General features: G+C 59.3%; 22 protein-coding genes and 4 pseudogenes. 16 read left to right on the top strand and 10 right to left on the bottom strand.

The features are described 5' to 3' along the window. Positions 1–62 precede the first annotated feature (62 nt). Positions 63–494 carry a SyrB-like regulator gene (locus tag AC1DMK_RS15180; protein ID WP_477860046.1) on the top strand — a complete coding sequence of 144 codons (432 nt, stop codon included), beginning with the start codon at positions 63–65 and terminating at the stop codon, positions 492–494. A 142-nt stretch (positions 495–636) separates the two neighbouring features. Next, positions 637–1,242, top strand: a complete 606-nt coding sequence (locus AC1DMK_RS15175; protein WP_477860044.1) for a hypothetical protein — start codon at positions 637–639, stop codon at positions 1,240–1,242. Here AC1DMK_RS15175 and AC1DMK_RS15170 read toward each other — a convergent pair. From AC1DMK_RS15170 to AC1DMK_RS15155, 4 genes and pseudogenes are all read right to left on the bottom strand, one after another. Next, positions 1,241–1,358 (bottom strand): annotated as a pseudogene (locus AC1DMK_RS15170) (IS6 family transposase); the annotation flags it as partial. The gene AC1DMK_RS15175 and the pseudogene AC1DMK_RS15170 overlap by 2 nt on opposite strands. 58 nt (positions 1,359–1,416) lie before the next feature. Further along, positions 1,417–1,533 (bottom strand): annotated as a pseudogene (locus AC1DMK_RS15165) (Xaa-Pro dipeptidase); the annotation flags it as partial. A gap of 168 nt (positions 1,534–1,701) precedes the next feature. Continuing rightward, a complete protein-coding gene (locus tag AC1DMK_RS15160) occupies positions 1,702–2,700 on the bottom strand; it encodes an ABC transporter permease (RefSeq protein WP_477860042.1) in 999 nt (332 codons plus the stop codon). 42 nt (positions 2,701–2,742) lie between these two features. Beyond that, positions 2,743–3,483 carry an ATP-binding cassette domain-containing protein gene (locus AC1DMK_RS15155; RefSeq protein ID WP_477860040.1) on the bottom strand — a complete coding sequence of 247 codons (741 nt, stop codon included), beginning with the start codon at positions 3,481–3,483 and terminating at the stop codon, positions 2,743–2,745. A 262-nt stretch (positions 3,484–3,745) separates the two neighbouring features. Here AC1DMK_RS15155 and AC1DMK_RS15150 point away from each other — a divergent pair, with 262 nt between their 5' ends. The 3 genes and pseudogenes from AC1DMK_RS15150 to AC1DMK_RS15140 form a co-directional block, all read left to right on the top strand. Continuing rightward, a complete protein-coding gene (locus AC1DMK_RS15150) occupies positions 3,746–4,726 on the top strand; it encodes an NAD-dependent epimerase/dehydratase family protein (RefSeq protein WP_477860038.1) in 981 nt (326 codons plus the stop codon). 45 nt (positions 4,727–4,771) lie between these two features. Further along, positions 4,772–5,758: a sugar-binding protein gene (locus tag AC1DMK_RS15145; RefSeq protein ID WP_477860036.1), complete on the top strand. Its 987-nt coding sequence runs from the start codon at positions 4,772–4,774 to the stop codon at positions 5,756–5,758. Positions 5,759–5,812: 54 nt separating this feature from the next. Further along, positions 5,813–6,096: pseudogene (locus tag AC1DMK_RS15140) on the top strand (protein phosphatase); the annotation flags it as partial. Here the strand turns inward: AC1DMK_RS15140 and AC1DMK_RS15135 are convergent. After that, positions 6,083–6,407, bottom strand: a pseudogene (locus AC1DMK_RS15135) (IS6 family transposase); the annotation flags it as partial. The pseudogenes AC1DMK_RS15140 and AC1DMK_RS15135 overlap by 14 nt on opposite strands. A 102-nt stretch (positions 6,408–6,509) precedes the next feature. On the opposite strand from AC1DMK_RS15135, the gene AC1DMK_RS15130 reads away from it, so the two are divergent. The 10 genes from AC1DMK_RS15130 (at position 6,510) to AC1DMK_RS15085 (ending at position 15,658) form a co-directional block, all read left to right on the top strand. After that, positions 6,510–7,397: a FadR/GntR family transcriptional regulator gene (locus tag AC1DMK_RS15130; RefSeq protein WP_477860034.1), complete on the top strand. Its 888-nt coding sequence runs from the start codon at positions 6,510–6,512 to the stop codon at positions 7,395–7,397. Then, entirely contained in the window at positions 7,394–9,121 is a 1,728-nt protein-coding gene (locus AC1DMK_RS15125) for an IlvD/Edd family dehydratase (protein WP_477860032.1), read from the top strand. Before AC1DMK_RS15130 ends, AC1DMK_RS15125 begins: the two co-directional genes overlap by 4 nt. Before the next feature lie 12 nt (positions 9,122–9,133). Beyond that, positions 9,134–9,913: an SDR family NAD(P)-dependent oxidoreductase gene (locus tag AC1DMK_RS15120; protein ID WP_477860030.1), complete on the top strand. Its 780-nt coding sequence runs from the start codon at positions 9,134–9,136 to the stop codon at positions 9,911–9,913. 32 nt (positions 9,914–9,945) lie between these two features. After that, positions 9,946–10,944: an AraD1 family protein gene (araD1, locus tag AC1DMK_RS15115; protein WP_477860162.1), complete on the top strand. Its 999-nt coding sequence runs from the start codon at positions 9,946–9,948 to the stop codon at positions 10,942–10,944. A 53-nt stretch (positions 10,945–10,997) separates the two neighbouring features. Next, positions 10,998–12,023 (top strand): ABC transporter substrate-binding protein, encoded by a 1,026-nt coding sequence (locus AC1DMK_RS15110; RefSeq protein ID WP_477860028.1) that lies wholly within the window; start codon positions 10,998–11,000, stop codon positions 12,021–12,023. 78 nt (positions 12,024–12,101) lie between these two features. Continuing rightward, positions 12,102–13,187 carry an ABC transporter ATP-binding protein gene (locus tag AC1DMK_RS15105; RefSeq protein ID WP_477860026.1) on the top strand — a complete coding sequence of 362 codons (1,086 nt, stop codon included), beginning with the start codon at positions 12,102–12,104 and terminating at the stop codon, positions 13,185–13,187. Next, entirely contained in the window at positions 13,184–14,038 is an 855-nt protein-coding gene (locus AC1DMK_RS15100; protein ID WP_037065186.1) for an ABC transporter permease, read from the top strand. Before AC1DMK_RS15105 ends, AC1DMK_RS15100 begins: the two co-directional genes overlap by 4 nt. Beyond that, positions 14,035–14,835 carry an ABC transporter permease gene (locus tag AC1DMK_RS15095; protein WP_477860024.1) on the top strand — a complete coding sequence of 267 codons (801 nt, stop codon included), beginning with the start codon at positions 14,035–14,037 and terminating at the stop codon, positions 14,833–14,835. Before AC1DMK_RS15100 ends, AC1DMK_RS15095 begins: the two co-directional genes overlap by 4 nt. Before the next feature lie 242 nt (positions 14,836–15,077). Further along, on the top strand, positions 15,078–15,278 hold the full coding sequence (locus AC1DMK_RS15090) for a type II toxin-antitoxin system VapB family antitoxin (RefSeq protein ID WP_477860023.1): 201 nt from the start codon (positions 15,078–15,080) through the stop codon (positions 15,276–15,278). Further along, the gene (locus tag AC1DMK_RS15085; RefSeq protein WP_477860021.1) at positions 15,275–15,658 is read left to right on the top strand and encodes a type II toxin-antitoxin system VapC family toxin; all 384 of its coding nucleotides are present in this window, start codon (positions 15,275–15,277) and stop codon (positions 15,656–15,658) included. The genes AC1DMK_RS15090 and AC1DMK_RS15085 overlap by 4 nt, the downstream gene beginning before the upstream one ends. Before the next feature lie 349 nt (positions 15,659–16,007). Here AC1DMK_RS15085 and eglC read toward each other — a convergent pair whose 3' ends face one another. The 3 genes from eglC to AC1DMK_RS15070 all read right to left on the bottom strand — a co-directional run bounded on the left by eglC (position 16,008) and on the right by AC1DMK_RS15070 (position 20,626). Beyond that, positions 16,008–17,441 carry an endo-1,3-1,4-beta-glycanase EglC gene (gene eglC, locus AC1DMK_RS15080; protein WP_477860019.1) on the bottom strand — a complete coding sequence of 478 codons (1,434 nt, stop codon included), beginning with the start codon at positions 17,439–17,441 and terminating at the stop codon, positions 16,008–16,010. A 183-nt stretch (positions 17,442–17,624) separates the two neighbouring features. Beyond that, complete coding sequence (locus tag AC1DMK_RS15075) at positions 17,625–18,932, bottom strand: HlyD family type I secretion periplasmic adaptor subunit (protein ID WP_477860017.1); 1,308 nt, start codon at positions 18,930–18,932, stop codon at positions 17,625–17,627. Continuing rightward, positions 18,929–20,626: a type I secretion system permease/ATPase gene (locus AC1DMK_RS15070; protein WP_477860015.1), complete on the bottom strand. Its 1,698-nt coding sequence runs from the start codon at positions 20,624–20,626 to the stop codon at positions 18,929–18,931. Before AC1DMK_RS15070 ends, AC1DMK_RS15075 begins: the two co-directional genes overlap by 4 nt. 519 nt (positions 20,627–21,145) lie before the next feature. Here AC1DMK_RS15070 and AC1DMK_RS15065 point away from each other — a divergent pair. Then, the gene (locus tag AC1DMK_RS15065) at positions 21,146–21,382 is read left to right on the top strand and encodes a hypothetical protein (RefSeq protein ID WP_477860014.1); all 237 of its coding nucleotides are present in this window, start codon (positions 21,146–21,148) and stop codon (positions 21,380–21,382) included. Between the two features lie 219 nt (positions 21,383–21,601). Here AC1DMK_RS15065 and AC1DMK_RS15060 read toward each other — a convergent pair whose 3' ends face one another. After that, positions 21,602–21,847, bottom strand: coding sequence for a hypothetical protein (locus AC1DMK_RS15060; protein WP_477860012.1), 246 nt, complete (start codon positions 21,845–21,847; stop codon positions 21,602–21,604). A gap of 108 nt (positions 21,848–21,955) precedes the next feature. Further along, positions 21,956–23,479 (bottom strand): sensor histidine kinase, encoded by a 1,524-nt coding sequence (locus AC1DMK_RS15055; protein ID WP_477860010.1) that lies wholly within the window; start codon positions 23,477–23,479, stop codon positions 21,956–21,958. Positions 23,480–24,025 lie beyond the last annotated feature (546 nt).

Raw genomic sequence — 24,025 nt, 5'->3', positions numbered from 1 at the left:
ATCGTGTTGACTCCCACGTTCGCTCAGTCGAAAACATGCGCAGCGACAGAGGGAGATTGCTGATGGTTGATGAAATTAATCCGAGTTCTACGACCGAGTCTGTGGAGACAGACGCCACGGCAATAGCGCTGGCGCCTAAAAAGCAGCGCGCGCCACGCCGTCAGAAGGCCGTTGCCGAAGCAACAGTGCCCGCTGCCGAGACTGTAAAATCACCCAGGGCCTATCGGAAGAGGGTCAGCGAACCGACCGGAGACGCGAAGGCGGCGGTCGTTGAGCAGCCTGTGGTCGGTAAGAGCAAGACAAAGGGCGCCAAGAACACGGCAAAAAATACCGCAAAGCAAGCCAAGCAAACAGCCAAAGCGCCCGCTGCTCCTCTCGAGGAGATGGCTGATCTGGTCAAGCTTGAAGAAGAGAACAAGCGCCTCCGTAAAGCTCTGGCAGACAAGCTACGTGTGGAAAATTCCGACCTGCGCAAGCGCCTCGGGTTCGATTGATTGTGAGGGGGAAGATGGTCGGTTGCGCGATCGACCTCGGCCACTATACCCGCGGCAGTCATGAATTTCCCCGGCGCATGTCGTGCGCCGGGTTGAAAACTGACGCGACTTTGCAATGCGGGTTGCTTGAAGGTCACGCATCATGAAATCACCATGGAAACTCCTTGTTCAACTGACGTCCCGGCGGCGTGAAGAAGATCCACAGCAGCGTTCGACTGGAAATGAGAGCGATCGCCATGCGATCGAAAGCGAAGCGCAACAGACGCCCGCTCTTCCTCCAAGCCTACCGCAAGGGTTCTCCGGATCCGGCCACAAGAGAATTACGCCGCCTGAACGTCCGACGACCACATCAAATAAACGCGAAAGCGATGTCGACGGCGCGCAGGCAGTTCCGCTTCCCGTCGCTGTTGATGAGGATCAGGCACCGGCGCGCGATGAGATCCCTCAATCTGGCGCTGACACGAATGCGATAGTGCCCGGAAGCAGAACGAACACAAAGTCTTCCGTAGCGCCACGTACAAAACGTTCAGCGCCAGCAAAGAAAGACCGCGTCCAGCTGGTTGCGCGCAGCATGATCGTCACTGAATTGGATCAGAGTGCGCAGTCTTCCTTTGCCACGGATCCATTTTTCGAAGTGACCGCAAGCCTCGACAATGAAATCAAGCAACTGAGACGCCAATTGGCTCAGAAGCTGAGCTTGCAGAACGTTCAGCTCAGGAAGATGCTAGAGCGCTTCGACTGCTCATGATCGTTTCATAAGACACAACGATGCCACGCTCCAACAGCATTTCCTCGACCAGACGCAGGCTCAAAGGGAATCGGAAGTATGGCGGCGGACCGCGCGATAATCTGTTGTGGGTTCACCCCTCATCGCTGCAAGTGCCACTTTCGCGTTGAAAGTCGGGCTGTGGTTCCGGCTGAGCTACGCCCCGAGCGTATCCTTATAGGCCTTTCCATCCTTCATGATGAGTACGAGGCTCGTGTCGGGATTTGCGATCAGGTCGACGTTCTCCAGCGGATTGCCGTCTATGACGAGCAGCCGATGCGTTCGAGCGCAAAACATCAGGGCCAGCGATCATATCAAAGCGCGCTTGCAGGCCGGAGACATGACTGTATCCGACCCGCAAAAGGGCAATCATCGCCAAGATCACAGTGCCGAACGGGCGCGTTCCAGACATGACATCGCCCTTGTCTGGCAAATATTTCGCTATTCACTTTGCCGGAAGTTGCGAATCCGATCGAACAGGACCGCAAGCACGATGGCGCCGCCGATGAAGGTGCCTTGCCAGAAAGCATTGATGCCCAGCAAGCCAAGACTGTTGCGGATCACCTCGATCAGAGCTGCCCCGATCAAGGCGCCAAAAGCGGTGCCGCTGCCACCGGCAAGATTGGCGCCGCCAATGACGGCAGCGGCGATGACCTGGAGTTCCATTCCCGCGCCGATGTTGGTCGTAACGGCGCCGAGCCAGCCAGTTTGGATGATACCGGCGATCCCCGCCGACAGGGCAGAAATCATATAGACAGCAACCTTGATCATCCGCACCGGAACGCCAGTGAGCGTTGCGGCGTGTTCATTGCCGCCGATGGCAAACAGATAACGGCCGAACCTGGTCCATCGCAACACAAAGCCGGTGAGAAGCGCCAGTACGATCATGTAGAGCACAGGGTTCGCAATGCCGAAAAACCAGGCGCCTCCGCCAAGTGCCAGTAGCTTGTCGTGATCCGGCCCGAACTGAAAGACGACGGTATTGTTGGACGCAACCATCGCGAGGCTCCGGGCGATCGAGAGCATGCCGAGCGTGACGACGAACGGAGGAAAACCCAGGTAAGCGATCAGCGCCCCGTTGAACGCCCCGATTACGAGCGCGGTGCCGACCGAGGCGGCGATTCCCACCTCGATGCTGTAGCCGGCATTCATGACAACCGCGAGCACCATGCTGCACAGGCAAAGCACGGACCCCACCGACAAGTCGATTCCGCCGGTAATGATAACGATCGTCATGCCGAGCGCTATGATTGCAACAAAAGTGACATTGCGAGTGATGTTGTAAAGGTTCTTCGTTGTCGCGAAGGAGTCAGTAGCAAAAGAGAGGAAAACGCAGGCGAGGATGACGGAGAGCAGGACCCAGAAGGTCTGACTTCCGAGGACCGCCGCAAGCCAGCCTTGCTGCTTCTGACTGATCGTCTGATCAAGGGTAATTGTCATCGCTGACCTTCGTTTCCATCCGATCCGGTTGATCTGATTTAATCACACCTGCTCGATCGCGCCGGTAATGAGCCCCGTCACTTCCTCGGGCGAACTCGCCTCGATTGACTTGTCAGCGACCTTTCTGCCGCGCCGCATCACGATGACCCGGTCGGCAACCGCAAAGACGTCCGGCATGCGATGGCTGATCAATACGACGGCGATGCCTCGGTCACGCAATTGGCGGATCAGATTGAGGACTTCCGCCACCTGGCGGACCGAAATGGCCGCCGTTGGCTCATCCATGAGCACGATCTTCGCCTCCGATAGCATCGTGCGGGCGATCGCCACCGCCTGCCGCTGGCCGCCCGACATCTGCTTTACGAGGTCACGCGGGCGCGTCTCCGACTTCAGCTCCTTAAAAATCGCTCCAGCACGTCGGTACATCGCCTTATAGTCCAGCACCTTCAACGGGCCGACGCCGAAGCGCAGCTCGCGTCCGAGAAATACGTTCGCCGCCGCCGTCAGGTTGTTGCAGAGTGCAAGATCCTGGTGAACGATCTCGATGCCATGCTGGCGTGCCTCCACCGGGCGGTGAAGGACGAGTTCCCTGCCGTCCATCTGCATGGTCCCGTGGCTTGGCCGAAAGTTGCCGGCGATCATCTTGACCAATGTGGATTTACCGGCGCCGTTGTCGCCCATGAGACCGACCACTTGCCCTGCCTCAAGGCCAAGCGAAACATCGTTGACCGCCTGGATGGCGCCGAAATGTTTGGAGATGTTGGTGAGTTCGAGAACTGCCACCACCCTTCTAGCCTCCCCAAGCCCCAAGCCCCAAGGCGCATGGCCACGCCGAACCGGGCTCGTCGTTTTCGCGTGGAGCCCTCGCGCATCGCTTTCCCGATTTCCTCCCGAAAGAAGCGATACTTGCATTTATGCAAAACCGCGCGATACCGTCAATCAATTGTACGGTGAATCGAACGACACCTCATAAAATTCCATTTCTGATAGAAGCACCCGTTGACGAATGGAGCGCGTGGATATTAGCTGTTGCTGGGAGGAGAGCATGCTTATCCTTGTTACCGGTGCTACGGGCAAGGTCGGGCGGCACTTCATGGCTGGGCTGCTTGACGATCCGCGATTTGCCAAGGCGCGCCTTCGCGCGCTGTGCCATAACCGTGTGTGTAAAGAAACGGACCGGATCGAGGTCGTGCGGGGCTCGATCGCCGATCGGGATGTCGTGACTGCTGCTCTTGTCGGCGTCACACATGTCGTCCACCTTGCCACCTGCAAGGAAACACCTGTCGATGTCATGGACGTGGCGATCAAGGGCTTGTTCTGGTTGCTTGAGGCGTACCGAGGCAGTCCCACTGCGCGCCAGTTCATCCTGATCGGCGGCGATGCGGGGATCGGGCATTTCTACCATCGCCACGTACAGCCGATCACCGAACAGACGCCGCACAGTGCGTATCCGGGAAGCTACGCTCTATCGAAGGTTCTGGAAGAGGTGATGTTGGAACAGTTCGGCATCCAGTACGACGTCAACGGCTGCTGTCTGCGCGCGCCGTGGATTATGGAAAAGGATGACTTCAAATATACGCTTTCCTTCGGCGACGACGTGTTCGGCGGGCCCGACTGGAAAGCGCTCGTTCCGGAGGCCGACGCAAAGCGCTATGCAGCCAGGGGTACCGTGCCGTTGCTGCGCGACGCCGACGGGCGCCCGCTGAAGCGCAACTTTGTGCATGTAGATGATCTGGTCAGCGCCATATCGGCCGCGATCGACAATCCACGCGCGAAGCGGCAACTCTTCAACATCTGCATGGATCGTCCGGTCGATTATGGCGAAGTAGCCGGCTACCTCGCCCGCACCCGCGGCCTCGATTCCGTCGACATACCGAGCCAGTTTCATTCGAACTGGATGGACAACAGCAAGGCCAAGTACCTGCTGGACTGGCAACCCGTCTACGATCTGGAATTGCTTATCGACTCGGCTTGGACGTACGAGCGCTCACACAATGATCCTCGCATTGTCTGGTATCCGGGTTGACGTATGGCGGACACGCCGTGTCCGTCTGTTTCAAGGGAGGAAGCCATGAGGAAGTTACTATTGCTTGGCGTTGCCGTTCTGGCACTCAGTGCCGGACAGGCGTTGGCCAAAAAGCAGCTGGTGATCGTCGTGAAAGGGCTCGACAACCCGTTCTTCGAAGCGATCAACCAGGGCTGCCAGAAATGGAACAAGGAAAACGCCAGTTCCGAGTATGAGTGCTTTTATACAGGCCCGGCATCGACCTCTGACGAGGCCGGTGAAGCGCAGATCGTCCAGGATATGCTGGGCAAGGCCGACACCGTTGCGATTGCCATCTCGCCATCCAACGCCAAGCTTATTGCCCAGACGCTGAAAACCGCCAATCCGACAATTCCGGTCATGACACTGGATGCGGATCTTGCCGCCGAAGATTCGGCGTTGCGCAAGACCTATCTGGGCACGGACAACTATCTGATGGGCGCGCGTATCGGCGAATACATCAAAAAGGCCATGCCGAAGGGCGGTAAGATCTGCACGATCGAAGGCAATCCCGGCGCCGACAACATTCTGCGCCGCGCACAGGGCATGCGCGACACGCTCACTGGCCAGAAGGGCTTGGCTGAGCTGAAGGGTGAGGGCGGCTGGACGGAAGCCGCCGGTTGCCCTGTCTTCACCAATGATGACGGCGCAAAGGGTGTGCAGGCGATGACCGACATCCTCGCCGCCAATCCCGACCTCGCCGCATTCGGCATCATGGGCGGCTGGCCGTTGTTCGGCGCGCCGCAGCCCTACCGCGACCTGTTCAAGCCGATGGCTGACAAGATAGCCAGCAACCAGTTCGTCATTGGCGCCGCCGACACGATCGGCGATGAAGTGGCGATTGCACGTGAAGGCCTGGTAACGGCTCTCGTCGGTCAGCGGCCATTCGAGATGGGCTACAAGGCGCCTTCGGTAATGATGGACCTGATCGCCGGAAAACCTGTCGACGATCCGGTTTTCACGGGTCTCGACGAGTGCACCAAGGACACTGTTGATACCTGTATCCAGAAGTAGCCTAACTGTTCGGGGTGTCCGCTCCACGGGCGCTCCGAACGGATCCTATGTCAAGAAGGCTTCACAACGGTCGTCAATTGCGCCCGTCAATTTCGATTTCGACTTTGTCCGGCCTCCTCAAGTCGCTTCTGACCATGAGGGCAGCCTCTATGGTCCCGGCGAAATTTGCGACGACATGGTGGGCTTGATAGTTGGCGCTGGAAACCCTGAGACGCAGATGATTGCCGCCCGCTATATCCTCCGCGCCGCGCTTGACAAATACGTCCAGATTACCGTCCTACCGGCGTCGTGAAAGAGGCCGTGTGCGCATCAATTGTCGTGGCGGACCCTGGCGATCGGGCCGTGGATGGAGATGAAGCACTGGCATTGCCCTGCCGACCTGAACCGGATCATGCGTCTTTGACGTCGCCGAACTGGCCTTTATGCGAGCGATGCTCGACACGGGGCATGATTTCTCTTCTGGCTGCATCTTAGAATCTGAGCTTGTCGGTGATCATGACACGTGGCGTGACGCACTGGCCCTACAGTAGCTCTCGCATCAGTCGAAGGACCGCCGTCTTGCACCGACGGCCCTGGACCAGCATCGAGACCATTTTCTGCCTTTGATAGCAATGCCCATTTCATCGAGATGCCACTTGTCGGCAAAGCTTTCCCTGGGGCCTCGTCACGTCGGTCGGCGGGTGCGGGCTCATGCCGGTAAATACCGCCGCAAATGTTGAGGCGACGCTACTCTGACGTGATTGGTTCCAGAGTGCTGCGTTCGCCAGGGTCTTGTTGCCACCGTGCAAAAACAGTCCTTGACAGAAAACCCATCCGCAATAATACATATATTATGAATAATAGGAAGATTTACACATTGCCTGCTCCTGTCCGGTTCCCTTCCTCCACCACTGCAGCTGGTTTTCAGAGTTCCAGCAACACCATGCATGCCGCTGCTGTCGAGCAGATCGGCACCTGGATTGTGCAGGGCCGGTTTCTTCCCGGCGAAGCGCTGCCGAACGCGGACGACTCCAAGGAGATGATCGGCGTCAGTCGTTCGGTGCTTCGCGAGGCAATCAAGGTGCTGGCAGGTAAGGGTCTGGTCGAATCTCGTCCGAAAACTGGCACGCGCGTTCGTCCCCGCTCCGATTGGAACTTCCTTGATCCCGACGTGCTGTCTTGGCGCTACTCCGGTTCAATCAACCACGATGACGTCAAGGGACTGTTCGAGCTGCGTCGGGCCATCGAGCCGATGTCGGCAGCCCTTGCCGCGCAGCGCGCCACGCCCGAGCAACTAAAAGAACTCAATTCGGCTCTTGCCGAAATGGAAACCTATGGTGACGACGGCGACCGCTTCGCCGAACCCGATCTCGTCTTTCATCAAACGATCCTACGCATGACCGGAAACGAGCTGATGGGCTCGCTCGCCGCTCTCATCGAGACGGCACTTCTGATGAGCTTTCGCCTTTCCAACGACAATCCGGACGGTCAGCGCCCATCCCTCCCGCTGCACCGCGCCGTAGCCGAGAGAATCGCGGCGAAGGATGGACCGGGAGCTCAGCAGGCGCTGCTCGTCCTGCTTGATCACGCCGAGGAAGATGTGAGGCGCGGCATCGAAAGCCGCAATCTGCGTCGCAAGGTACAGGAACAGAATAAATGACCCAGCCCAAACGCAAGCTGCGTTCGTCCGAATGGTTCGGAGGAGACGGCAAGAACGCCTTCATGCACCGCAGCTGGATGAAGAACCAGGGGCTGCCCGACCACGTCTTCGACGGCCGCCCCGTTATCGGCATCTGTAACACCTGGTCGGAGCTCACGCCCTGCAATGCCCATCTGCGCGGCGTTGCCGAGCACGTGAAGCGCGGCGTCTACGAGGCCGGCGGCGTTCCTTTCGAGTTCCCGGTCATGTCGCTCGGCGAAAGCAACATGCGCCCGACCGCCATGCTGTTCCGCAATCTCGCCAGCATGGACGTCGAAGAATCGATCCGCAGCAACCCGATGGACGGTGTCATCCTGCTCGTCGGCTGCGACAAGACCACACCGGCGCTTTTGATGGGCGCGGCCTCCGCCAATCTTCCGACCATCGCTGTCTCCGGCGGCCCGATGCTGAACGGCAAGTTCCGCGGCCAGGATATCGGCTCGGGAACGCATGTCTGGAAATTCGCCGAAGACGTCAAGGCCGGCCGCATGGCGGTCAGCGACTTCCTGGCAGCGGAGCAGGGCCAGAGCCGGTCGGCCGGCAGCTGCATGACGATGGGCACCGCATCGACGATGGCGAGCATGGTCGAGGCGCTCGGCATCGGCATGCCGGACAATGCGGCAATTCCCGCCGTCGACGCGCGGCGCGGCGTGCTCGCCCATATGGCGGGCCGGCGCATCGTCGAACTGGTCAATGACGACGTCAAGATTTCCCAGATCCTGACAAAGGAAGCGTTCGAGAATGCCATTCGCGTCAACGGCGCGATCGGCGGCTCGACCAATGCCGTGCTGCATCTGATCGCCATCGCCCGGCGGATCGGCGTCGAACTGAACCTGGAGGACTGGGACAGGCTCGGCCGCGCCGTGCCGACCATCGTCGACCTGATGCCCTCCGGCCGCTTCCTGATGGAGGATTTCTACTATGCCGGCGGTCTTTCGACCGTCATGGCGGCCCTTGACGACGCGGGGCTCCTGCATCGCGACGCGATCACCGTCAGCGGCAAGACCGTGGCCGAAATCATCGAAAATGCGACCAATTACAACGAGGAGGTCATCCGGCCCTTCGACAATCCGCTGACGAAGGAAGGCGGCATTGCCGTCCTGCGCGGCAATCTTGCCCCGAGCGGTGCCGTCATCAAGCCTTCGGCGGCGACGCCGGAGCTGATGCAACATCGCGGCAAGGCCGTCGTCTTCGAAAATATCGAACATTATTACGAGCGCATCGACGATCCGGATCTCGACATTGACGCGAGCTCGGTGATGGTGCTGAAGAATTGCGGCCCGCGCGGCTATCCGGGCATGGCTGAAGTCGGCAACATGCCCCTGCCGGCCAAGCTCTTGAAGCAGGGCGTCTCCGACATGGTGCGCATTTCCGACGCCCGCATGAGCGGCACCGCCTATGGTACCGTCGTCCTGCATGTCGCGCCGGAAGCGGCGGCCGGCGGTGTCCTCGCCCTGGTGCGCGACGGCGACTTCATCGAGCTCGATGTGGCCGGCCGCAGGCTTGAGTTGATGGTCTCCGACGAGGAGCTGGCATTTCGACGCGCCGAATGGCTGCCGCCGACCCCGCCACAGGGTGGCTATCCGAGCCTCTACGTCGAGCGGGTCATGCAGGCCGATACCGGCTGCGACTTCGATTTTCTCGTGGGCCGGCGCGATGCCGGCATCCCGCGGCACTCCCACTAGACGGTTCTGATAATGAGCAGCCAGCCGAACAATTTCGCGATCTATCCGAGCCTCAAGGGCAAGAGCATATTCATCACCGGCGGCGGCAGCGGCATCGGTGAAAGCCTCGTCCGGCACTTCTGCGCCCAGGGCAGTCGCGTCGCCTTCGTCGATGTCGCAGAAGAACCGTCCCGTCAGCTCGTCGCTTCCATTGCCGCGGAGGGTGACGTGCCACCGCTCTTCATCCCATGCGATCTTCGCGACGTCGAAGCCCTGCGCCTGGCAATCGCCCAGGCCGTGGCGCAGAACGGTCAGATCCAGGTGCTCTGCAACAATGCCGGCAGCGACGACCGCCACCAGACGGAAGACGTCACGGTCGCCTATTGGGACGACCGCATGGCCGTCAATCTTCGCCATCAGTTCTTCGCCGCCCAAGCTGCAAGACCTTACATGAAGGAACTGGGCGGCGGCTCGATCATCAATTTCGGCTCCATCACCTGGATGGTCGGCGATCCGGATTGTCCGGCCTATGTCACCGCCAAGGCGGCGATCTACGGTATGACGCGCGCGCTCGCCCGTGAGCTCGGCCCCGAGCGCATCCGCGTCAACTGCATGGTGCCCGGCTGGGTGATGACCGAGCGCCAGATGCGCCTGTGGCTGACGCCGGCCGGCGAACGCCAGATCGAGGAACGCCAATGTCTGCCGGACCGGCTCCAGCCCTCCGACGTTGCCCGCATGGCGCTTTTCCTCGCAGCCGATGACAGCGCCATGTGCACAAGCCAGCAATTCATCGTCGACGGTGGCTGGGTATGAACAATCCGTCCGCCACACAGAAAGGTGCAGTCATGCGTCTCGTTCAGTTCAAAACGCCGAAGGGCGAGCGCAAGGTCGGCCGCGTCTCGGCCGATGGCAACCATTTGCATCCGCTCAAGGATACGTATTCCGTCCGGGAACTCGCCGAAGCGGCAATCACCCGCGGCATCCCGCTTGCAGTGGTCGCCGATGAACGCGCGACAGCCGAGCTGGTGGACTACGACCACTTGCTTCGGGAGAACCTGGTGCTGGCGCCGCTCGACCATGACGAGCCGGCCCGCTTCCTTGTGACCGGTACCGGCCTCACCCATACCGGCAGCGCCAATGCGCGCGACAAGATGCACATCCTGACCCACGGCGAAGACGCCCAGGAGTCCGACTCGCTGAAGATCTTCCGCATGGGCCTCGAAGGCGGCAAGCCGGCGGGCGGCCCGCCCGGCGTGCAGCCGGAATGGTTTTTCAAGGGCGTCGGCACCTGCGTCGTCGCCCCGGGTGCTGCCCTGCCGATGCCGGCCTTTGCCCGCGCCGGCGCCGAGGAGGCGGAAATCGTCGGCCTCTACATCGTCGGGCCGGACGGGAGCCCCTACCGCATCGGCTATGCGCTCGGAAACGAATACTCCGACCACGTCACAGAGGCCGAGAACTATCTCTACCTCGCCCACTCCAAGCTGCGCTCCTGCTCGATCGGGCCCGAGCTGCTGGTCGGCGAGCTTCCGGACGAGGTGCGCGGCCACTCGCGGATCCGGCGCGACGGCGTCGTCATCTGGGAAGAGGAGTTTCTCTCCGGTGAGGCACACATGTCGCACTCCATCGCCAATCTCGAGCACTATCATTTCCGCTATCCGATGCATCGCCGGTCGGGAGACCTGCATGCCTATTTCTTCGGAGCCGCGGTGATGAGCTATGCCTTCGGCGTCCAGACCGGTCCGGGGGATGAGTACGAAATCGAAGCGGAAGTCTTCGGCAAGCCGTTGCGCAATCGGGTGGAACTGGCACCCGACGAAGGCCTGGTGACCATCACGCAACTGTAGGCCAGGCATTCGCAGCGATCGCATTTGCAACACCAACAATAAAGGGAACGAAAATGGGATTGAGAAAACTTCTGACAGGAATAGCGACCGCCGGCTTTGCCGTGTCGATGATGGCCTCGGCAGCCTTTGCCGAAAACCTCCGCGTTCTCGCCTGGGACGGCTATGCGGACAAGAACTGGGTGAAGGAATTCACTGCCGAGACCGGCATCGGCGTCGATGTGGTCTTCATTGGCAGCGACGATGAAGCCTGGGCCAAGATGAAGGGCAGCGAAGGCAAGGATTTCGACGTCTTTGCCGTCAACACCGCCCAGCTGCAGCGCTATATCGCGGCCGACCTCGTCACGGCGATCGACACGGCGGACATGCCCAACCAGAAGGAGGTGCTGTCGCGCTTCCGGGATCTGACGACCGTTCGCGGCGTCACCAAGGACGGCAAGGTCTACGGCATCCCGTTCTGTTTCGATTCGATCGGCCTCATCTACGATACCGACAAGGTAAAACCGGCGCCCACCTCCATGTCGGTTCTCTGGGATCCGGCCTATCAGGGCAAGGTGCTCGCCTATGACAACGGCGAACACAACGTCTCCTTCACCGCGCTGACGCTCGGCTACAAGGATCCGTTCCACCTCACCGACGACCAGATCGCCGCGGTCAAGGCCAAGCTGGTCGACCTGAAGCACAATGTCCTCAGCTTCTATACGACCGCCGACGAAGCCCAGCAGATCTACAAGAGCAACGACGTTGCCCTCATCTGGGCCAATTACGGCCAGCAGCAGCTGAAAGCCCTGCAGGCCGTCGGCGCCCATGTCGCCTATATCAATCCCGGCGAAGGCGCACTTGCCTGGCTCGACAACTGGGTGATCTCGAAGGGTGTGCACGACAAGGCTGCGGCCGAGAAGTGGATCAACTTCATGATCTCCAAGAAGGTGAGCTCGCAGCTCTCGGAACGCACCGGCTTCGGCAATACCGTGACCGAGACGGCCAGCGCCGGCGGCAACGACAAGCTGATCTGGCTCGACAATGTCGAAGATCCGCTCAAGCGCTCCGATCTCTGGAACGAGGTCAAGGCGACGCCTTGATCATCGGTCGCGTGCATCCTTGAACACAGCGGTCCGGACGCCCCGGACCGCTTTCCCATCACATGCCGAGTATAGCCTATGACCCAACCCCAGGAACTGCTCAGCCTGCAGTCCGTTTCGAAATCCTACGGGCCCGTGCCTGTACTCCACGGGATCGATCTTTCGATCCGAGACGGCGAGTTTCTGACCGTGCTCGGTCCGTCCGGCTCCGGCAAGACGACGGTACTTCGCCTCATCGGTGGGCTTGAGGCCGCAACGTCGGGTTCCATCAGGCTGGACGGCCAGGATATCAGCCGCATGCCGATCAACAAGCGGCCCTTCAATACCGTCTTTCAGGACTATGCGCTTTTCCCGCACATGACGGTTGCCGCCAATGTTGGCTACGGCCTTTCCATCCGCCGCAAGCCACGCGCCGATATCAAACGCCGCGTCGGCGAGGCGCTGGATCTGGTTCAACTCGGCAGGTTTGCCGATCGGTATCCTTCGCAACTTTCCGGCGGGCAGCGCCAGCGCGTAGCGCTTGCCCGCGCCCTCATCTGCGAACCGCGGCTCATCCTTCTGGATGAACCACTCGCCGCCCTGGATCTCGAACTGCGCCGCCAGATGCAGGAATTCCTGAAGTCGATCCAGCGGGAGGTAAAGACGACCTTCCTTTTCGTCACGCATGACCAGGAAGAGGCGATCGGCATGGCCGACCGCATTTGCGTCATGGAATCCGGCCGCATCCGCCAGCTGGGTACACCGCATGAACTCTACTATCGGCCGAACTGCGAATTCGTCGCCCGCTTCTTCGGCGAGAATAACCTCGTTGCCGGGGCGCTGGGCGTCGTTGATGGCGATTTGCGTTCGATCGACACCGCACTCGGCCGGCTCGTCTGTTCCATCGAGGGCCAGCCCGACCTGCGGTCAGCGGCCGAGGGCACGGCGGCCTTCGCCGTATTCCGCCCCGAAGCACTTCATGCCGCGACTGGAAACAGCAACCGCTTCTCGGGAACCGTGAGCGAGCTTGCCTTTGCGGGTTCCTCGACCGTCGCTCATATCACGGTCGGCCAGGAACGCCTGCGACTGCGTCTGCCGAGCTGCGCCGACGGAAGTCCTCTGCGGCAGGGCGATACGTTCGACCTTTCTTTTGCGCCGCGTGAATCGCATCTGGTGCTTTCATGAGCGGACGGGGCCCTTTGTATACCGTTGTCGCCACGCTGTTCGCTTTTGCGATGCCGGTCTTCTTCATCCTCGTGCCGTTGACGATCTTCCTCGGCTACAGCTTCTTCAGCGTCGATCACGGCGAAATCAACCACACATTGACCATCGCCAACTACGTTCGCTTCTTCACCGATCCGGTCTTCCTGCCGGTGTTCTGGAATACCTGCCTGCTCTGCCTGTCGGTCGCCGTCATATGCGTCGCTCTCGGCTATCCGGCTGCTTACTTCCTGACGATGCTGCACGGGCGCTGGCGCTACATCGTGCTGATGCTGCTGATGGTACCGTTGCTGATGAGCTATGTGATCAAGATCTATGCCATCCGCAGCATTCTCGGCCAGAATGGCTTCCTGAACACGATGCTCGTGGGTCTCGGCATCCTCGACCAGCCATCGACGCTCTTCGTCTTCAACATGAACGCGATCTTGCTGACCTTGACGCTGCTGCTCATTCCCTTCGCGATCTTGCCGATCTTCTTGACGCTTGAGCGCATTCCGCAGGTCCTGCTGCGCGCTTCCGACGATCTCGGGGCGAGCGGCGTGCAGACCTTCCTGCGCATCACGCTTCCCCTGAGCGTTCCGGGCATCGCCTCAGCCGCCAGCTTCGTCTTCGTGCTTGCGATCGGCGATTTTCTGACCCCGCAGATGGTTGGCGGCGTCAACGGTTTCACCTTCGGCCGCGTCCTCTACAGCCAGTTCGGCACCGCCTTCAACTGGCCCTTCGGTGCGGCACTCTCCGTGGCGCTTGCCGTCGTCGTGATCGCGGCAATCCTGCTCGGCGAACATTTCGGCCGGCAGAGGGGGTTGGCGAGATGAGCGGCCGCATTCGCCTGTCCACGATCCTGCTTGCGCTCGTCACCGCGCTGGTGGCGATCCTGCTCTACAGCCCGCTGTTCGTGCCGATCGTCTCGTCCTTCTTCACGATCAACCACGGCCAGGTCGACTGGTCGACGCCGACGTTTTCGGCCTATGCGGCGCTGATGGAAAATTCCGATGTACTCGACGCTCTGCGGGCGACACTGATCGTCGGTTTCTGTACCATGGTCCTGTCGGTCGTTTCCGGCACGCTGCTGGCGCTCTATTACCACAGCCGGGGTGCAGCGCGCGGGGCGCTGCAGTTCATCATCTTCCTGCCCTTCCTGATGCCGCCGGTCATCAGCGGCCTAGCGCTGCTGATCTTCTTCCGCGAGATCAACTTTGACCGCTCGCTGATCACCATCATCATCGGCCACACGGTCTTCGTGCTGGCGATCGTCTACCGGACGATCCTGACCCGGCTGCAGTCGATGAGCCGGACGCTGGTCGAAGCCTCCTACGATCTCGGCGCGAACGAATGGCAGACCTTCTGGCGCGTCATCTTGCCAAACCTTTCGAGCGCCATGGCCGGCGGCGCCATTCTCGCCTTCGCCCTATCTTTCGACGAAACCATGATCACCATCCTCGTTACCGGCACCCAGAGCACGTTGCCGGTCCGTCTTTGGGCGATGATGCGGTTGGGGTTCTCTCCTGATATCAACGCTCTTGTCGCTCTCATCCTGCTGTTGACAGTTGTTATCTGCATGTTGGCGGCGCGGCTTTTGATACCGAAGCAAGTCGCAAGATTTCCTGCGTGAGGAGGCTTTGGCTAACCGCCTTGAACAGATGCGACCCGCTGCCCCACTTCTTTGCGGGTCAATTTGCTAGACGCATACGCATATGGCCGGCCAAGGAGCGCGCGCTTCAGCTTCGCGCGGTTTCCAGGCCGTCAAGAAATCAATGTGTCATGCTGGACAGCGCCCGATAGCAACGGCAACCAAGGCGTAGATATGCTCACCAAATGGTGCTAGTTTGCATGCCTTGAGAAGGGAACCAGATCATGCGATCGACCATTAACCTCGACGACACGCTTATGGAAAAGGCCAGGGCCTTAACCGGCACCAAAGAAACCGCGGCGCTCGTACGCCAAGCGTTGGAGACGCTTGTCCGTGTGGAGTCCGGAAAGCGCCTCATTGCGCTCGGAGGAACCATGCCGGATGCCGAGGCAGCGCCGCGCCGCCGGAGTGCAGCGGCCAAGTGATACTAGCGGACACCTCGATCTGGATTGATCATTTTCGCCGTGGCGATGCCGAGTTGCGCCGGGTTATTGAAGACGGCCGCCTACTTTGCCACCCGGCCGTGATCGGCGAGCTGGCGCTTGGTAGCCTTCGGGATCGCAGCAGTGTAATGACTTTTCTGGCGGCGCAGCGCGGAGCGGTCGTCGCCACGCACGACGAAGTCATGACAATGATCGATCGTCACGGCATTTTCAGCATGGGTGTTGGTTACACGGATGCTCACTTGCTGGCATCTGTCCTCCTTGACCAGCGAGCGGCCTTGTGGACTAGAGACAAGCGCCTGCGGGCAGCCGCCGAAAAGGCGGGCGCTTCACTGCACATAGCGGTCAACCTGCCTAACTAAGCTAGCGGGAATGCGTCTCCTACTATGCGCCCGTTCCCGGTACACCAGAGCTTCGCAGAAACATCGCGAGCGCTCAGAGCCGCTTTGACAATCAGACATGGACCGCAGATCAGGCCACGGCGCTTTAGCCGCTTCGTGCAGGTCAACGTAGGCCGGCTTTCGACCAATCTCGCATTGCCACAAATTAAGGAAGGCCTCTTAAACCTGACGTCACCCTCCGGATCGCTGGTCGTATTGCAAACGCGAAAGCAAGCCTTGCGCAAGGAGGTCGCGACCTTCAGGTGCCATGAACACAGCTCGCGATGCGGCGGGATCGTGGTTCGGTCTCCAAAACGTCACGCGTTATGGCTCAGGTCTGCCAGTCATCACCTGTCACATGTGCACTCTGCGTGATGGGGCTATCGGCAAGCGAATAGGCATGGATGTAGTCTATCTGAAAATCGGCCCCGTTCGGCAAGCCATCGGCTGGTGATCCTGCGGCGCCGCCGATGGCAAGATTCACCAGCATATACATTGGGTCATGCATATCGGCTGGCGTGTCTGCATGTGCCACGGCCACGTCATCGAAATACCAAACGATCTGATCTTCGTTCCAGAGTACACCATACTTGTGAAACCCCTCGGTGCTGGCGACCTTGACCGCAGTCGAATCGATCTGATGCGTCCCGGCTGCCTGACTGTGGACAGTGACGTTTACGGTGTTCGGGTCCTGGCCCCGCATCTCCACGATGTCGAGTTCGGGCGGCCAGGATCCGTCTTCGGGCAGCAGCCAAAAAGCGGGCCAGGCGCCTTGCTGTGTCGGCATGTCGGCGCGAATTTCGAAATAGCCGTAGGTCTGGGCAAACGAGGAATGGGTCGTCAGTATGCCTGACGTGTAGTCGTAGCCGTCGATCTTTGGTTCGAGCGCTGCGGGCGTCCGGCTCGCCGTGATGGTCAGGACGCCGTCTTCAACCGAAAATGGGTTGACTGCCGAAGTCGCGGCGTAGGAAGGGTTGATATACCATTGCTGCTCACCGTTCCCAGGAAGCGTACTGCCCTTGTCGGGCGCCCACCAGAATTTGGTGTCCCACGTTCCTTGATCACCATTGCGAACAGAGAGACTATTGAATTCGTCTGCAAATGTGAGCGTCAGTTTGGACCGGTCGAGTGTCAGCTGAAACTGGTCGGCGTGGAGATCGGCGGCTGTGCTATTTGCAAAGACAAGGCTTTCGCCACCGCCGAGATCCAGACGCAGATTGTTACCTTCCTGCACTGAGTGACTAAGGACCTGATCGAAAGTGGTCAGGCCATAGCCGTTCAGACGGATCGTGTCGTCACTGCCGAGATCGACGATCAGGTCGCTGCCATTGCCATGGGTGAAGATGAACGTATCGGCGCCGCCACCGCCAATGAGGACATCATTTCCTGCTCCGCCATCGATGGTCTGGCTGCCGGATGCACCCGAGATGATGTTGTCGCCATGATTGCCGAACGCGTAGCGACCGCTGCCGGTAACGGTGAGGTTCTCGAAGTTCTCGGGCAGGGTATAGCTCATCCACGTGTTGATGGTGTCAGTGCCGGCGCCCGGTGCCTCCACGGCGCGGTTGATGCTGGAGTAGAGGTAGTAGATATCGTCGCCCGTGCCGCCGCGCATCGTGACGTTGACTGAGCTGTCACCCCAGATGGAATCATTGCCAGCGGTACCATTTAGCACCGGCCCCGAACCAGTTGCCGAGAACCAGGCACTTGATCCGCCACTGTAGAAAAGGCTTTTACCAACGGCGTTTTGTATAGACTGCGGCATGGTCAGCTCCTATGTTTGCCTCCCACCTGAAGGCTACCATCGTGCATTGGGTGGCGGCACCCCCGGGGATCAAATGCCTGGGGTCAGACCACTGGTTCTCCCGTCAAAATCAATTCCATCATTAACAAACAACCTCGTTTGCGCTGGCGTGTACCAGTGCGAGGCATGCCGACGTCGACACAACTACTCCTCCCTGAAAGCCCGGGCGGCCTGATCCATGAACGGCTTTGCGAGGTAGCCGAGCGCGGTTCGCTCACCCGTTTCGATAAATGCTTCCACAGGCATGCCAGCAAGGGGCGCCAACTTTCCAAGCCGTTGCCATTCTGACCCGGGCACATGAATTCGGACACCGTAGTAGCTTTGGCCGGTGCGTTGGTCGGCGGTAAGATCTGCCGTCACACTGGCGACGCGGCCGGTCAGTTCCGGCGTGGTACGCTGGTTGAAAGCGGAGAACCGCAGCGTCACGTTTTGCCCCACGGTCACCTGGTCGATATCTTGCGGCGACAGTCTGACCTCCGGGATCAACGCATCGCCGTCGGGCACAATCTGCATGATCGCTTCGCCGGGCGCGATCACAGCGCCCGAGGCATGAACCGCCAGCTGATGGACCACTCCCGACTGCGGTGCGCGAATATCGACGTGCTTCAATTCGTCCTTCGCAGCAACAAGGCGCTCCGAATATTCTCCTATGTCGCCTTGTGCCTGTCGCAGCTGTTCGGACACTTCGCTGCGCCGATCATCGCCCAGCTGAATGATCTGCAATTCAGTCTCGGCAATCTTTCCTCTCACTTCAGCCGCTGACGCGACCAACCTGCCGAGCTCTCCCCTCAGGTCAGCCGCGTCGCGCTCGAGGGCGTAAACGCGGGTAGCGGGAATGATGCCTTGTCTCAAAAGCGGCTGAAGAGATTGAAGCTCCCGGTCGATGATATCAATCGCCTGGCTCTTGCCTTTCTGTTGCGACAGTAAGCCTTCAGCTTCCTGACCGAGCTGCCGCACCCGCTCCTTGAGCTGTGCTTCACGGCCCATTTGTGAAGATCTGCGGTCGTCAAAGAGCCTGCGTTCCCCGTCCACAAGCGCGGCGCGCTCATCGGCGTCTGCTCCGCTTACCATTTCGGGAAATTCGACTGTCTCGCGGCCATCGCGTTCAGCCGACAGTCGTGCAGTTCGTGCCGCAAGCTGTCTCAATCTCCGTGAGACGATTGCAAGCGTTGCCCGGGTCTGGGTGTCGTCGAGACGGACCAAAAGCCGTCCAGGCGAGACGCGGTCGCCATTGAGGACGAAGACCTGATCCACGGTGCCGCCTCGTTGATGTTGAACCGGCTTTACGTAACTGTCGACAACGAGTGTGCCTGCGGCGATCACCGCGCCATTCAGACGGATCGTCGCTGCAAGACTGCCCAGAACGCCAACCAGAACCACGATGACGGACAGGGCAAGCAATGTCAGGCGCCGGATCGCGCGTTCTGAGGGTAGGACATCTCTTTCAATCATTGCGCCGCCGCTCCCTCACTGCGAGAACGAATGCGGGAGGAGAAGGACACCGATGTGGGCGCGGGGACGGCCGGGTTGAACAAATCCTCCTTGGGGCCGAAGGCCTTTATCTGGCCGTTTGCGAGCACCAACACCTTGCTGACGCTCACCAAGGCACTTGGTCTGTGAGCAACTACGATTGCAATGCCCCCGCGCAGGCTGACGCTGTGGATCGCGTGTGCGAGTGCTGCGTCTCCTTCGGCGTCGAGATTGGCGTTTGGCTCGTCCAGGACAACCAAAAAGGGCTCGCCGTAGAGTGCTCGTGCTAGTGCAACACGTTGTCTCTGGCCGGCAGACAAAGCCGCCCCTTGGTCGCCGATCCGCGTATCAAAACCATCGGGAAACCGCACGACCATGTCGTAGATGCCCGCTGCGCGAGCCGCGGCGATGACCATATCCGGCGAAGCAGAGCGGTCAAACCGCGCAATATTCTCGGCAATCGAACCGTCGAACAGGCCGATCTCCTGCGGAAGATAGCCGATATGTCTGCCGAGTTCCTCCCGATCCCATTGCGAGAGGCTCGCACAATCGAGGCGGACGGCTCCTGCAACGGGCGTCCAAAGCCCGACAAGTCCTCGTGCGAGCGAGGACTTTCCGGAAGCGCTTGGACCAATCACGCCAATCGCTTCTCCAGCTTTGATATCGAACGATACACCACGGATGATCGGGGTCGCTGATCCAGGCGCGGCAAGATGTAGGTTCTCTACCCTGAGGTCCACATTCGGCCTCGGAAGGCGAATTTCCGGCTTGTCATCATTGGTCGTCTCGCCAAGTCGGATGAGACGTGACCAGCTCTGGCGCGCCGCAGAAAATCCTCGCCACTGCCCGATCGCAAGCTCCACCGGGGCGAGTGCGCGGCTGACCAGAATAGAACTCGCGATCATGATGCCGCCCGTCGCCTCCTGGCGGATGACGAGCACGGCGCCCACCGCCAATACGCCTGATTGCAGCATAAGCCGAACGATGCGAGACAAGGTCGTAAGCGCGGCAGTGATGTTTGTTGCGCGCAGGTGATTTCGCCGATACCGCGCATTGATCTCAGCCCACCGATCTCCCAGTCGTTGAGCGAATCCCATCGAGGTGATCGCCTCGGCATTGCGCTTCGTCGCCTCTGCCAATGCCATTCGCTCGAGGCCAATTTCGGCAGCTTCACGAGCAGGCTCTTTTGATTTGATGTCTGCAATCACCGTCAGACCAACAAGGATCAACGCGCCCGTGAGCGCGGTGATCCCTATCCACACATGGAAGAAGAAGCAAAGGCCGAGGTAGAAAGGCATCCAGGGTAGGTCAAAGAGTGCCGTTGGGCCTGGCCCGGAGAGGAAGGCTCGCGCCGTATCGATATCGCGCAGCGGCTGCAGCCCGATCTCTCGTGTCTGCTTTCGCGACGGTGCCGCGGCGAGGGATCGAAAAACCATTTGACTGAAACGCTCGTCAACGGATTCGCCAATGCGCGCAAGAACCAGGGCACGGATGAGCTCAAGCATGCCTTGAAACGCGAAAAGCGTCGCTGTGATGACGATCAATCCGACAAGTGTCGGCAAGCTGCGGCCGGGAATGACCCGATCATAGACCTGCAGCATGAAAAACGAGCCGGTAAGCGCCAGCACGTTGACGAAGCCACTCGTTATTGCGACGCCCAAAAGCGCGCTACGCAAAGGTGCAACGGCTGCAAGCAGGAAGGGGGGGAGCGATTTGGCTGCGATGGGGACAACGTGCCTCTCGGTTAGGTCGTGTCGGGTGTAGGGACAATGGACCAGATCATTGGGTCGACCAACCGGTTCCACGGATTCCTGGAAGTTGTGCCGGCATTATGCCTTTCAGCGTTAACAAACGTTAGCCGCCGCTCAGTCAATCCGTACCACCGTGGAGCACGACGGCGCCGCAAGCGGTGATAGAGCGCAGCTGGAGTGGGTCCATTAGAGCATCCAGCGATCGCAAATTGAGTGCCATCCGTTCGCGTTGGTCATCGGTTTCGCTTAGGACAAGACCGTTATCGTGAGGTGTTCCTCATGGTTCGATCCCTGACCGGAAAAAAGGGACGAGGTGGAACCGCTGGTGCAAGGGAAGGACGGCTGAACAAGACATTCGCAAGTGCCGGTGAAACAACATTTCGCGGCTGGGCCTTGACATGACATTCTTTGGTGGCAGGCTGACAACCGCGAAGGGGGCGCGAAATGTTTGAAAACGGAGCGACTTATCAGTTCGTTTTGATTGAGGGGATGTCAGAGGGTTGGGGGGAACAAACCTTCATCGACACCGTCATAGAAGTTGAGGGGCCTTTGCTGAAGTTGGCTTCCGGGCGGATCATCAACTCCCATTCCTCGTTGTTTGTGAGTGCGGTTCCAGTCTCAATGATCGCATCCGCCGCTTCCGCGGAGGACCGTGCTTCTGACGTAGGCGAACTGGCTTAGTGTTCGATCTCGTGCAAACCGGTCCGTGATACCGTCTAGTTCGGAGGGCTGGCAATTGACTTCATACCAGCTCACGTCGCCGGGTTTGCCTGCTACAACGATGGCAGCATCCGTCACTTCCAAGGTCATACGACAAGAACTTCCAAGACACGGGTGCGTTTGGTTGGTGGGTGACGACACCGGATGAAGTTGGACCGCTGGGCATCTGCGCAGACCCGCCTAAATGGCGAGGTCGTCCAGGACGCCACTTTCGATCAGATGGCCTTCGATATCGCGCGACAGATTGAATAATGCTCCAGCTTCCCGTGCCGGGAAGCTGGCGACATTATCGCCAGCAGGCTCCAGGCGGTGTGGTGCCAAGCGCAATCCACCGCTTTGGACGAAACCTGGTGATGTCGTGGAGGTCGAAGTTGACAAACCGGGCATTCCCAAAAAAACAATCGTCGACGAGGCGGCTTGATACACGAGGATTTCCCGCGTGTGAGCGTCTCCCGAATTGGGGCGCTCACATGCGGGGATCGCCAGAAAATGTCTGCCAGTTTGACGCTCTTGCTAAGAATAAAACTATATAAATCAGTCAGTTAGCTTCAGCCGAGCACGGAACGTCGTGCCACCTGACACTATGTATTCTGATGAGCCGCTCAATTGGCCGACGAACGCTTTGACCAGACGAGTGCCCATCCCGGGATCGCTCGGTTGACCATCAAAACCCAAGCCATCATCAGCTACGACAAGCTCCGAATAGCCGTCGACACCTTGCTTTAGACTGACATCTATTTCGCCGGACGAACGGCCGGCGAAAGCATATTTCATACTGTTGGCGATGAGTTCGTTCAGCAGCAGCGCAAGAGGAGTGGCTTTTTCGGCAGCGATGACGATATCGTCGATGTCGAGTTGGGTCGTGACGCTCCGGCCGTGCGTGTCAACGAGCTTGTTCACAAACGAGGGAATGAACTGTCGTGCGGAAATCCCGCTGAACTGGTCAAAACCGTACATCTGCTCATGCACGGCCGACATCGCGGAGATACGCTCGTTCAGCCGGTCGACCGCGTCGCCACTAAATCCCTGTATGCGGATCAATGCCATCACCGTCTGGAGATTGTTCTTAACGCGGTGATGGATTTCGCGCATCAGAATTTCGTTGGCTTGCAACGCGCTCGAAAGTTGGCGTGTGTGCAGGGTGTCTACCCGAATCAAACTTTGAATCCACCATCCAGCTGCGAGTGCGCCCCCGATCGCAAAAGCAGCCAGCAAAGCGGCGATTTTCGCATCCTCCCAAAATGGCTCCATGATCACGTTGATATCTGCGGAGGCGATCGCTACGAAGGGAGTGCGTTCGAGTATTCGATAGGCAACAATCCTATCCTCATTGTCGATAGGCGACGATGAGCGATACACCCCAGATGTTGCTTTGCGCATGTAGTCGGTGAATAGAACATAGTCGCGCATGTTCACCGGGCCATCCGGTTCTGGATGTCGAGCTACTAGCTGGCCATCGCGCCTGATCAATCCGATCGTTGAGTTTTCGCCCAAGTCTACTGCGTCACTGATCGGTCGCATGATGCTGGCGTCGAATGCGATAGCCGCAATGCCTGCGAAGGCACCGTTCCGTTCCAACCTCCGGCTAAACACGAAAATCTGTCGCTGGGTCAAGCGGCTGACAATCAATGAGGACGTATACTCATCTGCACCATTCCGTAGGCGGATAAAATAGTCGCGATCGGTAACATTTATAGCTTTTATGTCACGGTCGTTCGAGAAAAGGGTTTTCCCATCCGCGCTCACGACATAGGCCGTTACCTGGGATGGGAGGTCTGCCACGGCACTATTCAGATCGTGTATGCGCCCCGGATCAGAAACTGGAATGTTTGGCCCGAGAGTGTCATCGATACGATGCAAGGTCTCGCGAGCGAGCGAGTTAAGCCAGTTGGCATTTGCCGCCACAATCTTCGAAGCCGCAACAACGCGTTCATTCCCTCTCCGAACGGTCAACTGATAGCTGGACACCAGCCAAAGGGAGAGCAACGCCAAGAACGAAGCCAATATCAGCGCGATGACAGCGACAGATGCTTTTCCTACGGAAATCGGGGTACGCAATCGTCAACCTCTTCCGGCCTCAGCCAACCGAACTTTGGGTCCATTCATCACCAGAAATTGTCAAAAGACCATGGGCATTGGTGAGCGACGAGGACGCGCACCAACTTTATCTTGAATTGACCCAAGTTCAGAGCGACCTTCGTTATCGAAATGTCGAAGACGGTTCAGCTCGGCATTTTCCGGGGTTGGGTTGTTCAAGCGCAACCCGACGGAAAGATCACACGGCAAATGCTGTGCATTTGTCCGGAGATGACCAACGACATGATAGACCTACTGGCGAGCCGCAAGATCTGGCTCCATGCTAACCCGCGCCCGTTCGGTAAGCTCGCCAGGCGCCTGTGGCTCATAGGCGGCTACCTCGCAAGTTCCCCCGCATTTGCCAAGCGGGCCTAAGTTCCAGCGGCGGCCCTCCCCACCATGCCAATGCGCGATCCAAAGCCATCGGCGCGCCTGAAAGCCTGACAACTGTCTGGGTTTATAACCGGCACTTCGTGGAACACTCGGGAGGTGACAGCGGATTTGCGCGGGTCACTGATCTCCCACATC

It is taken from the genome of Rhizobium sp. 05L419 (assembly GCF_056397845.1).
The sequence above is the reverse complement of the archived record's forward strand: the minus strand, read 5'-3'. Positions and strand labels throughout refer to the sequence as shown.

Excerpts from the sequence above, each read along its gene's own strand:
- AC1DMK_RS15180 (WP_477860046.1), top strand. The coding sequence starts at position 63 with ATGGTTGATGAAATTAATCCGAGTTCTACGACCGAGTCTGTGGAGACA.
- AC1DMK_RS15175 (WP_477860044.1), top strand. The coding sequence starts at position 637 with ATGAAATCACCATGGAAACTCCTTGTTCAACTGACGTCCCGGCGGCGT.
- AC1DMK_RS15160 (WP_477860042.1), bottom strand. The coding sequence starts at position 2,700 with ATGACAATTACCCTTGATCAGACGATCAGTCAGAAGCAGCAAGGCTGG.
- AC1DMK_RS15150 (WP_477860038.1), top strand. The coding sequence starts at position 3,746 with ATGCTTATCCTTGTTACCGGTGCTACGGGCAAGGTCGGGCGGCACTTC.
- AC1DMK_RS15145 (WP_477860036.1), top strand. The coding sequence starts at position 4,772 with ATGAGGAAGTTACTATTGCTTGGCGTTGCCGTTCTGGCACTCAGTGCC.
- AC1DMK_RS15125 (WP_477860032.1), top strand. The coding sequence starts at position 7,394 with ATGACCCAGCCCAAACGCAAGCTGCGTTCGTCCGAATGGTTCGGAGGA.
- AC1DMK_RS15120 (WP_477860030.1), top strand. The coding sequence starts at position 9,134 with ATGAGCAGCCAGCCGAACAATTTCGCGATCTATCCGAGCCTCAAGGGC.
- araD1 (WP_477860162.1), top strand. The coding sequence starts at position 9,946 with ATGCGTCTCGTTCAGTTCAAAACGCCGAAGGGCGAGCGCAAGGTCGGC.
- AC1DMK_RS15110 (WP_477860028.1), top strand. The coding sequence starts at position 10,998 with ATGGGATTGAGAAAACTTCTGACAGGAATAGCGACCGCCGGCTTTGCC.
- AC1DMK_RS15105 (WP_477860026.1), top strand. The coding sequence starts at position 12,102 with ATGACCCAACCCCAGGAACTGCTCAGCCTGCAGTCCGTTTCGAAATCC.
- AC1DMK_RS15100 (WP_037065186.1), top strand. The coding sequence starts at position 13,184 with ATGAGCGGACGGGGCCCTTTGTATACCGTTGTCGCCACGCTGTTCGCT.
- AC1DMK_RS15095 (WP_477860024.1), top strand. The coding sequence starts at position 14,035 with ATGAGCGGCCGCATTCGCCTGTCCACGATCCTGCTTGCGCTCGTCACC.
- AC1DMK_RS15090 (WP_477860023.1), top strand. The coding sequence starts at position 15,078 with ATGCGATCGACCATTAACCTCGACGACACGCTTATGGAAAAGGCCAGG.
- eglC (WP_477860019.1), bottom strand. The coding sequence starts at position 17,441 with ATGCCGCAGTCTATACAAAACGCCGTTGGTAAAAGCCTTTTCTACAGT.
- AC1DMK_RS15075 (WP_477860017.1), bottom strand. The coding sequence starts at position 18,932 with ATGATTGAAAGAGATGTCCTACCCTCAGAACGCGCGATCCGGCGCCTG.
- AC1DMK_RS15065 (WP_477860014.1), top strand. The coding sequence starts at position 21,146 with ATGTTTGAAAACGGAGCGACTTATCAGTTCGTTTTGATTGAGGGGATG.